The following is an 8,560-nucleotide window of genomic DNA, read 5'->3' on the forward strand; positions in this document are numbered from 1 at the left end:
GGCGGCGGCATGACGGACGAGTTCCTTACGCATGCATACGCCGGCGCACGGTCGCTGCGGATCGCCGACGGTCCGGATGAGGTGCACCGTAACCAGATCGGCAAGCTGGAATTGTCAAAGTACAAGGCACCGAAGCGATAGACCGGCGAGATAGCCGGAAAGCCGGCTTGCCCAAGTAAAGGAATCCCGTGCATGCGCGATGCGTGATGCAGCGGATTCCCTGTTGCGTTCGATATTTCAAGAAGGGATGGCATGGCTGAACAGTTATTTGCAGGCAAGGTAGTGCTGGTCACCGGTGGTGCGGGCGGCATCGGTCGTGCGACCGCGCTGGCCTTCGGTGCGGCCGGTGGCCGCGTGGTGGTTTCCGATATTTCGTCCGCCGGCGAAGAGACCGTCTCGCTGATCACCCAGGCGGGCGGCGAGGCGATGTTCGTCCAGGCCGATGTATCGAAGGAGTCGCAGGTGGAAGCGCTGATCGGGAAAGCGGTCGCGGCTTACGGACGGCTCGATTGCGCGTTCAACAATGCCGGCATCGAGGAGGAAAGCAAGCCATTGGCCGACGCCGACGAAGCGCTGTTCGACCGCATCATCGGCGTCAATGTGAAAGGCGCGTGGTTATGCATGAAGCATGAGATACGTCAGATGCTGAAGCAGGGCGGCGGTGCTATCGTCAATACCGCCTCCGTCGCCGGCCTGGTCGGTGCGCCGCTGCAGCCGATCTATGCGGCGAGCAAGCATGCGGTGGTCGGCATGACCAAAACCGCCGCGGCGGAATACGGCAAGGCCGGCATCCGCATCAACAGCGTCTGCCCGGGAGTCATCCGCACGCCGATGATGGAACGCGCGCTGGAACGCGAGCCGCGACGCGAAAAAGGCATTGCCAAGATTCATCCCATAGGGCGCATCGGTGAAGCGGGCGAAATTGCCGGCGCGGTGTTATGGTTGTGTTCCGACGCGGCGTCGTTTGTCACCGGGCACCAGATGGCGGTGGATGGTGGAATGACGTGTGTTTGACGTCATAGAGAGTGTTTTAAAACAATAAAAGTACGGTGCAAGTTAAGCGGGACGGCTCCTTCCCCTCTCAGGGGGAAGGCTGGGATGGGGTAGTGGGGTCGAGCCATCGTATGCAGCAGCTCAACCTCACTACCCCTCCTTGCAGGACGCATCACCGCTCGTAAGCGGTGATCGTTCCGCAGGCGTGCAGCATGCTGCACGAAACCCCTGCTACACCCCTAACCCTCCCCCTGGAAAGAGGGAGGGGACTTGTCCTTTATCCGCACCGGCATCCAACAGGAGACAAGCATGTCCGAAGTACAAGTCCAACATCCGTGGTTGAAATCCTATCCCGCCGGCGTGCGCTGGGATGCGCCGCTGCCCACCTGTCCGGTGCCGCAATTGCTCGATGACGCAGCCGCCCGCTGGCCCGACAATACCGCGCTTGACTTCATGGGCAAGAAAACCAGCTATCGTGAATTACTGCAACTGGTTGATCGTGCCGCAAGGGGCTTTCAGCAGCTCGGCGTCAAGCCAGGCGTGCATGTTGGCCTGTATCTGCCGAATACGCCGCATTACGTGATCAGCTTTTTCGGCGTGCTGAAGGCTGGCGGCACGGTGGTGAATTACTCGCCGCTCGATGCAGAAAAAGTCCTTGCGCACAAGGTCGAGGATAGCGAGACCGATATCATGGTCACGCTCGACCTGGCGCTGCTGTACCCGCAGATGGCCGATCTTCTCGGCCGCAGCCGCCTGAAGAAGCTGGTGGTCGGCGACCTCGCCGAAATGACGGCGCATCCCGATGCAGTCCGTGCGCAGATGCAGAAAGGCGGCCTGCTTGCCGAGGTGCGGCAGGACGACCATCACATGCGGTTTGCCGCATTGCTCGACAACGATGGCGCCTACCAGCCTTATCCTGTCACCGATCCCGGCGCCACCATCGCGGTCCTCCAGTACACCGGCGGCACCACCGGTTTACCGAAAGGCGCGATGCTCACCCATGCCAATCTTACGACCGCCTGCAGCCAGATCCATGCCGTCACCAGCGGCGATCCGAAAGTGCTGGAAGAAGGCAAGGAGCGGGTGCTGGCGGTGCTGCCGCTGTTCCACATTTATGCGCTGACGGTGAACATGCTGTTCGGGTTGCGCATGGGCGCGGAACTCGTGCTGCATACGCGCTTTGATCTCGATGCGGTCATCAAGGATCTGTCGGAGAAAAAAATCACCGTGTTCCCCGGTGTGCCGACGATGTACACCGCCATCATCAACCACCCGGAGATCAGCAGGTTCGATCTCAGTTCGCTGAAGTTCTGCGGGTCCGGCGGCGCGCCGCTGCCGGTCGAGGTGAACCAGCAGTTCCAGCGTCTCACCGGCTGCTCGCTGGCGGAAGGCTGGGGCATGACGGAAACGTCGCCGACCGGCACCTTCACGCCGGTCTACGGCAAGCAGAAGGTCGGCTCCTGCGGATTGCCGACGGTCGGCGTGACGCTCAAGTTCGTCAGCGTGGACGACCCGTCGGTGGAGGTGCCGCTTGGCGAGCGCGGCGAGATGTGCATCAAGGGACCGAACGTGATGAAGGGCTACTGGAAGAAGCCCGAGGCGACCGCCGCGTCAATGACGCCGGACGGATTTTTCCGTACCGGCGATGTCGCCTACATGGATGAGGAAGGCTTCGTCACCATCGTCGATCGCACCAAGGACATGATCCTGTGCGGCGGCTTCAACGTCTATCCACGCAATGTCGAGGAAGCGATCTACGAGCATCCATCGGTGGCGGAAGTGAGTGTAATCGGCGTCGAGGACAGCTATCGCGGCCAATCGCCGAAGGCGTTCATCACACTCAAGCAGGGAGCGCCGTCATTCACGCTGGAGGAATTGAAGACCTTCCTCAAGCGGCGACTGGGCAAGCATGAGATGGTGCAGGCAATGGAGATACGCGAGCAGTTGCCGAAGACGCCGGTGGGCAAGCTGTCGAAGAAGGAGTTGTACGAGGAAGAGGCAAGGCGCAGTGCGGAGAAACAGGCGGCGAACAATGCCTGATCCGAAGGCGCGAGGAACGATGCAACGGCGCTGAATGAATGAAGGGGCCGTAACACGAACGTCTTGGTATGAAACGTTTTGCGTTACGGCCCCTTGCCGGGAAGCCGGGTGAACCGAAAATCTAACTACGTATTACCGAGGTGTGCCTCGACGCAGCAGATTCACGATGGCCAACAGGATCACGGCGCCCAGGAACGACACGAGCAGCGAAGAGATACTAAAGTCGTTCTGGTTGATTGTGCCGGTACCGAACAGTGGAGCCAGCAGCCAGCCACCGAGCAGCGCACCTACGATACCGACGATCACGTTCAGGAACATGCCCTGGCTTGCATCCGTCCTCATGACAAGGCTGGCGAGCCAACCGAGAACACCACCCACTACGATCCAGATAATAAAGTTCATGCTAACCTCCATGTGATGTTAATAAAATTGCTATTTAATAGACTGGCTACACATTAAATGGTTCATAGCCCGCTTCACACTTCTGCTGCAAGTCACGGCTAACGGGAACTGCTGCCCATGTTCTTCCGCTGATTCCGTGCTTTCTTTCAGCCTCAAATTCCTCCTCGAATTTTCAGCGTCAAGGTTCCTGCTCCGTTGCGATGTACCGTACAGACGGATACTGCAAACCGCTTATTGCAAATACGATGCCTGCATGTCGGCCATGTCCTGCCGGCTCAACCGGCGATGCTCGACGTGCGTGCATCAGGACCGGTCTCTGCGTCGATCACGGTCGACAGCGGCAAAAAGGTTTCGCCGTCTTCCACCAGTACGGTCGATCCTTCCTTTGTCCTGCTCAATTCAGTCGCATATGCATAGGCATCCTCCTTCTCGTCAAATGACGCCAGCGGTTCCTCGAATCCCTTTTCGGATACATCCCATCTGTCATTGATGCCCGGTGATATGCAGATCACCATGGCCTCTTGCTGATCGAAACTCATTCTCTGTCTCCTTGCGTCTCCGCGGTCGGCTGTTCAGGCCGGTGTGCTATGTGAATGGTCGCGTTCCTCAAGTGCCGCGTTCCCCGCTGCAGGACGAAGGAAGACTACGGGTGGGTCACGCTGCTTGAGTCGCCTTCGCTTGTTGCGGCATGTGCATACGCTTGTATACGCTTATGCGCGTCATTGCTGCACACATGGCGTGTTCCAGGCTGCTGTCGGTGACCGTGGAGCGCGAAGCGCGGGCCGTGATTTACCAGTGCCGCGCCGGACATGCATCGTCCGGTTGCGGAATTGGTTCCAGGCGCATTCGCGATGCATCGCAAGATGCTGCTTCAGTGTGAATGCCGCCGGCGAATCCGGTGATGCGCGGCATCCGCTGCGCTTGCCGATGCTGCCCCAAGGTTCTTGCAACCACATCCTTGTTCATGACAACCTCCTTGTCATTGCCCGGACTTCCAAGCGCATCATCAAGACGTTCTTTGAGTTGCGGGTTGCTTAGGCAGTGCAATTCCTGTGCCTGTATGACGCATCGTTGGAGCGGCGGCTTACTGTGCTTCGGCAATTTTCTCTTGTAAATGTTCCATTCCCAATTGAAAACAATACAGCGCAATGCATGCGGCTTGATGACGAATAAGGATGTTGCCTGGCGGCGAGCAAATGCCTAGTGGTATCCCTCTCCCGCCTTTACCTTGCCCCGGAAAACCCAGAATACGAAGACGGTATAGAGCAGGATCATCGGTAGAAGAATGGCGGCGCCTACCAGGAAAAATTTCTGCGACGGTACCGTCGTTGCGGCATCCCAGATGGTCAGGGAAGGCGGAACCATGTAAGGCATGTTGGAGATGATCAGGCCGGCGAATGCAAGGAGGAACAGTCCGATCGCCGATGCGAAGGGCAGCACGGTGTTGCCGCGCCGTATTCCTCGCCAGCACAGCCAGGCAAGCAGCAACGTGGCGAGCGGCACCTGGGACAGGAAGTAGAAATTCGGCGTGCTGAACCAGCGTTCGGCGATGCGCTCGATCTCCAGCGGCGTCCACACGCTGACGATGCCGATGAACAACAACAGCGCGAACAGCAGCGGCACACCGATGCGGCGGGCACGCTCTTCAATCTCGCCTTCGGTTTTCATCATCAGCCAGGTAGCGCCGAGAAGTGCATAGCCGGCCACCAGCGCGAAGCCGCACATCAGGCTGAATGGTGTGAGCCAGTCCCATGCGTTGCCTGCGTATTGCCCATCCTTGATCGGGATTTCCTGCAGGACCGCGCCCAGCACCAGTCCCTGAGCGAATGCGGCCAGCGTTGATCCGGCGGCGAATGAAATATCCCATTTCCGTTGACGCGGCTTCGCCACCCACCGGAATTCAAAAGCCACGCCGCGAAAGATGAGCGCCAGCAACAACACCAGTACCGGCAGGTACACCGCCGGCAGGATGATCGCAAACGCGATCGGAAAGCCCACCCAAAGCGTGATCCCGCCCATGACCAGCCACGTCTCGTTGCCGTCCCAGAACGGCGCCACCGAATTCATGATCACGTCTCGGTCTTCTTCTTTCGGGTAATAGGGAAAGAGGATGCCGATACCGAGATCGAATCCGTCCAGCACGACATACAGCGCCACGGCGGCGCCGAGGACCAGCGTCAGCACGATGGGAAGGTAATAGGCCTGATCGTTCAAGATTGCATTCATGCGGGGTCTCCTGCCGACAGGGGACGGTTGGGCAGCGCATTCGGGTCTTCCACCGGTTTCGGCCCGCGCCGCAGCATGCGGTAGATATAGAAAATGCCGATGGAGAACACCACGAAATACACGAGTACGAACAACGCCAGCGAAATCGCCACCGTCGATGCGGCGACGGGCGATGTGGCATCGGCGGTGCGCAGGATGCCATAGGCGATCCACGGCTGCCGCCCGACCTCGGTCACGATCCAGCCGGCAATGATGGCGATGAAGCCCAACGGCCATGCATAACCAAGCGGTTTGAGGAACCAGGTTGCGGAAAACAGCCGTTTGCGCCACCACAGATAGACCCCGGTGAAACCGATCGCCAGCAGCAGCAAGCCAATGCCCACCATCACCCGGAACATAAAGAAAACCGGCTTGACGGGCGGACGGTCTTCCGGCGCGAAATCAAGCAGACCAGGGAACTTGCCATTCGGGTCATGCGTAATGATCAGGCTGCCGAGTTTTGGAATGGAGATTTCCGCTATGTTGCGTTCGGCCTTTTCGTCAGGCCACGCGAACAGCACCAGCGGCGCCGGATGAGAACTGTCCCAATGCGCCTCCATCGCCGCCACCTTCGCCGGCTGATGCTTGCTCGTGTTCAGGCCGTGCAGGTCGCCGACCAGAATCTGAAGCGGTGCCAGCACGGCCAGCATGCCCAGGCCCATATGCACCATGGTACGCGCTTCGCGTTCGAACTTACCCGCCAGTACGTAGCGCGCGCCGGTCGCCAGCACCACCAGCGATGTGGTGAGATAGGTGGCGATCATCATGTGGGTGAAGCGGTAAGGGAAACTGGGGTTGAAGATGATCGCCCACCAGTCCAGCGGATAGGCGATGCCGTTGCGCATCTCGAACCCGGCCGGCGTGTGCATCCAGCTATTCGCCGCAAGGATCCAGAACCCCGACAGCGCGGTGCCGACCGCCACCATGATCGAAGCCAGGGTATGCAGCCAGGGCGGCACCCGGTTCCAGCCGAACAGCATGATGCCCAGAAAGCTCGCTTCCAGGAAAAACGCGGTCAGTACTTCATAGCCGAACAGCGGGCCGATCGCGGGACCGATGATTTCGGAGAAGCGGCTCCAGTTGGTGCCGAGCTGATATTCCATCACGATGCCCGACACCACGCCCATGGCGAACGACACCGCGAAGATCTTGGTCCAGAAGCGCGCCAGCGTGTGCAGGTATTGTTCGCCGCTGCGCAGCCAGCGAACCTCAAGTGTGGCGATGAAGGCCGAAAGACCGATGGAGAAAGCCGGGAAGATGATATGGAAGCTGACGGTGAAGGCAAACTGGATACGCGCAAACAGGGTGGCGTCCACACCGGCGAATGTTTCCATCAGGATCTCCGAAAAGGTTTAGAGCATTGCCGCACGCCTTTCGACAGGTAATTGATGATAAATGTTCATCAACAGTATCCGGCCACCCGGTGAAACGTCCTAGGCACGAATGCTGCATCTCGCCGTAAAAAATGGAGAGAACCGATGGATACAACATCCCGAACACTGAAACTGCAGATTTACCGTTACGACCCCGATTCCGGCAAGGCCCCCTATAACCAGGAACTCGAAGTCCCCATCGGCCACAACGACCGAATGCTGCTGGACGTACTCGTCAAGATAAAGAACGAGATCGACGACACGCTTTCCTTCAGGCGCTCATGCCGCGAAGGCATCTGCGGGTCGGACTCGATGAACATCAACGGCAAGAACGGCCTTGCCTGCCTGACCAACATCCGCGAGCTGAAGCAGCCGGTGGTATTGCGGCCCTTGCCCGGCTTTCCGGTGATACGCGATTTATTCGTCGACCTCACGCAGTTCTGGAAGCAGTTCCACTCGATCAAACCCTGGCTGATTAACGAAACCCTGCCGCCCGAACGCGAACGCCTGCAGACGCCGGAAGAGCGTGACCAATTGAACGGCCTCTATGAATGCATCCTGTGCGCCTGCTGTTCTTCGTCATGCCCGAGTTACTGGTGGAACCCGGACAAGTTCGTCGGCCCCGCCGGCCTGCTGCAAGCGCATCGCTTTATCGTCGATAGCCGCGACCAGGCCACCAGCGAACGCCTGGACAACCTGGAAGACCCGTATCGCCTGTTCCGCTGCCGCACGATCCTTAATTGCGCCGATGTGTGCCCGAAGGGCCTGAATCCGGGCGCGGCGATCGGGCAGATACGCGACATGCTGGTGATGCGCTCGGTTTGACGCATTATTGCAGGATGTGTAAAAACTACCCGTGCGCGAATAATGTTCAGCGCCATCGCATGTAACACATGACAATTTCCGGACCGACGACGCTTTGCCGGTTGCATGATTGTTGCGGAAAGGCATAAGGCATCGCTCCATCAGTGCGATGCCGGCCCGGAACTGTCTTGTCCGCGTACCTTTTGCTCTCGAATCGATGCATCGTGGCCAGTGCCGAGTTCCGTTTCTATGCCGAGCTGAATCAATTTCTGGCGCCTGCGTGCCGGCAGCGCTCCTGCATCCGTACATTTCCGCAGGGTGCCACCGTCAAGCATATGATCGAGGCGCTCGGCGTCCCGCATACCGAGGTCGAACTCATTCTGGTGAACGGCGATCCGGTCGATTTCTCGTATCGCCTGGCGGACCGCGACCGTGTCAGTGTCTATCCCTGTTTCAGCAATGTCGACGTCGCCCCGTTGGCAAGACTGCGCGCGCCGAATGAAGAGGCGCCGCGCTTTATTGCCGACGCGCATCTTGGCCAGCTAGCGAAAAGCCTGCGCATGCTCGGCTTCGATGTGCTGTACCGCAATGACTTTGGCGATTTGGAGGTGGCGGCGATCGCGGCTGAAGAGAACCGCATCGTCCTCACCCGCGACCGCGATCTGCTGATCCGCAAGGACATC

Annotated in this window: 9 protein-coding genes; 5 read left to right on the forward strand and 4 right to left on the reverse strand. The window is 59.1% G+C overall.

Features of this window, described 5'->3' with window-relative positions:
• The 3 genes from VGU61_RS02150 to VGU61_RS02160 all read left to right on the forward strand — a co-directional run.
• Positions 1 to 141, forward strand: a 141-nt coding sequence (locus VGU61_RS02150) for an acyl-CoA dehydrogenase family protein (RefSeq protein WP_326857459.1), incomplete at its 5' end; no start/stop codon positions are given.
• A gap of 111 nt (positions 142 to 252) precedes the next feature.
• Complete coding sequence (locus VGU61_RS02155; protein WP_326857452.1) at positions 253 to 1,014, forward strand: SDR family oxidoreductase; 762 nt, start codon at positions 253 to 255, stop codon at positions 1,012 to 1,014.
• Positions 1,015 to 1,302: 288 nt separating this feature from the next.
• Positions 1,303 to 3,033 carry a long-chain fatty acid--CoA ligase gene (locus VGU61_RS02160; RefSeq protein WP_326857453.1) on the forward strand — a complete coding sequence of 577 codons (1,731 nt, stop codon included), beginning with the start codon at positions 1,303 to 1,305 and terminating at the stop codon, positions 3,031 to 3,033.
• Positions 3,034 to 3,165: 132 nt separating this feature from the next.
• Here VGU61_RS02160 and VGU61_RS02165 read toward each other — a convergent pair whose 3' ends face one another.
• From VGU61_RS02165 to VGU61_RS02180, 4 genes are all read right to left on the reverse strand, one after another.
• Positions 3,166 to 3,435, reverse strand: a complete 270-nt coding sequence (locus tag VGU61_RS02165; protein ID WP_326857454.1) for a GlsB/YeaQ/YmgE family stress response membrane protein — start codon at positions 3,433 to 3,435, stop codon at positions 3,166 to 3,168.
• A 275-nt stretch (positions 3,436 to 3,710) separates the two neighbouring features.
• The gene (locus VGU61_RS02170) at positions 3,711 to 3,974 is read right to left on the reverse strand and encodes a hypothetical protein (protein ID WP_326857455.1); all 264 of its coding nucleotides are present in this window, start codon (positions 3,972 to 3,974) and stop codon (positions 3,711 to 3,713) included.
• A 661-nt stretch (positions 3,975 to 4,635) separates the two neighbouring features.
• A complete protein-coding gene (gene cydB / locus VGU61_RS02175) occupies positions 4,636 to 5,661 on the reverse strand; it encodes a cytochrome d ubiquinol oxidase subunit II (protein WP_326857456.1) in 1,026 nt (341 codons plus the stop codon).
• A complete protein-coding gene (locus VGU61_RS02180; RefSeq protein ID WP_326857457.1) occupies positions 5,658 to 7,034 on the reverse strand; it encodes a cytochrome ubiquinol oxidase subunit I in 1,377 nt (458 codons plus the stop codon). Before VGU61_RS02180 ends, cydB begins: the two co-directional genes overlap by 4 nt.
• A 144-nt stretch (positions 7,035 to 7,178) precedes the next feature.
• Between VGU61_RS02180 and VGU61_RS02185 the strand changes: the two genes are divergently transcribed.
• Entirely contained in the window at positions 7,179 to 7,898 is a 720-nt protein-coding gene (locus VGU61_RS02185; protein ID WP_326857458.1) for a succinate dehydrogenase iron-sulfur subunit, read from the forward strand.
• Between the two features lie 203 nt (positions 7,899 to 8,101).
• A partial coding sequence (locus VGU61_RS02190; protein WP_326857460.1) for a Mut7-C RNAse domain-containing protein occupies positions 8,102 to 8,560 on the forward strand: 459 nt, incomplete at its 3' end.

Source organism: Noviherbaspirillum sp., assembly GCF_035944575.1.
In the GTDB taxonomy this organism is placed as follows: Bacteria; Pseudomonadota; Gammaproteobacteria; order Burkholderiales; family Burkholderiaceae_D; genus Noviherbaspirillum.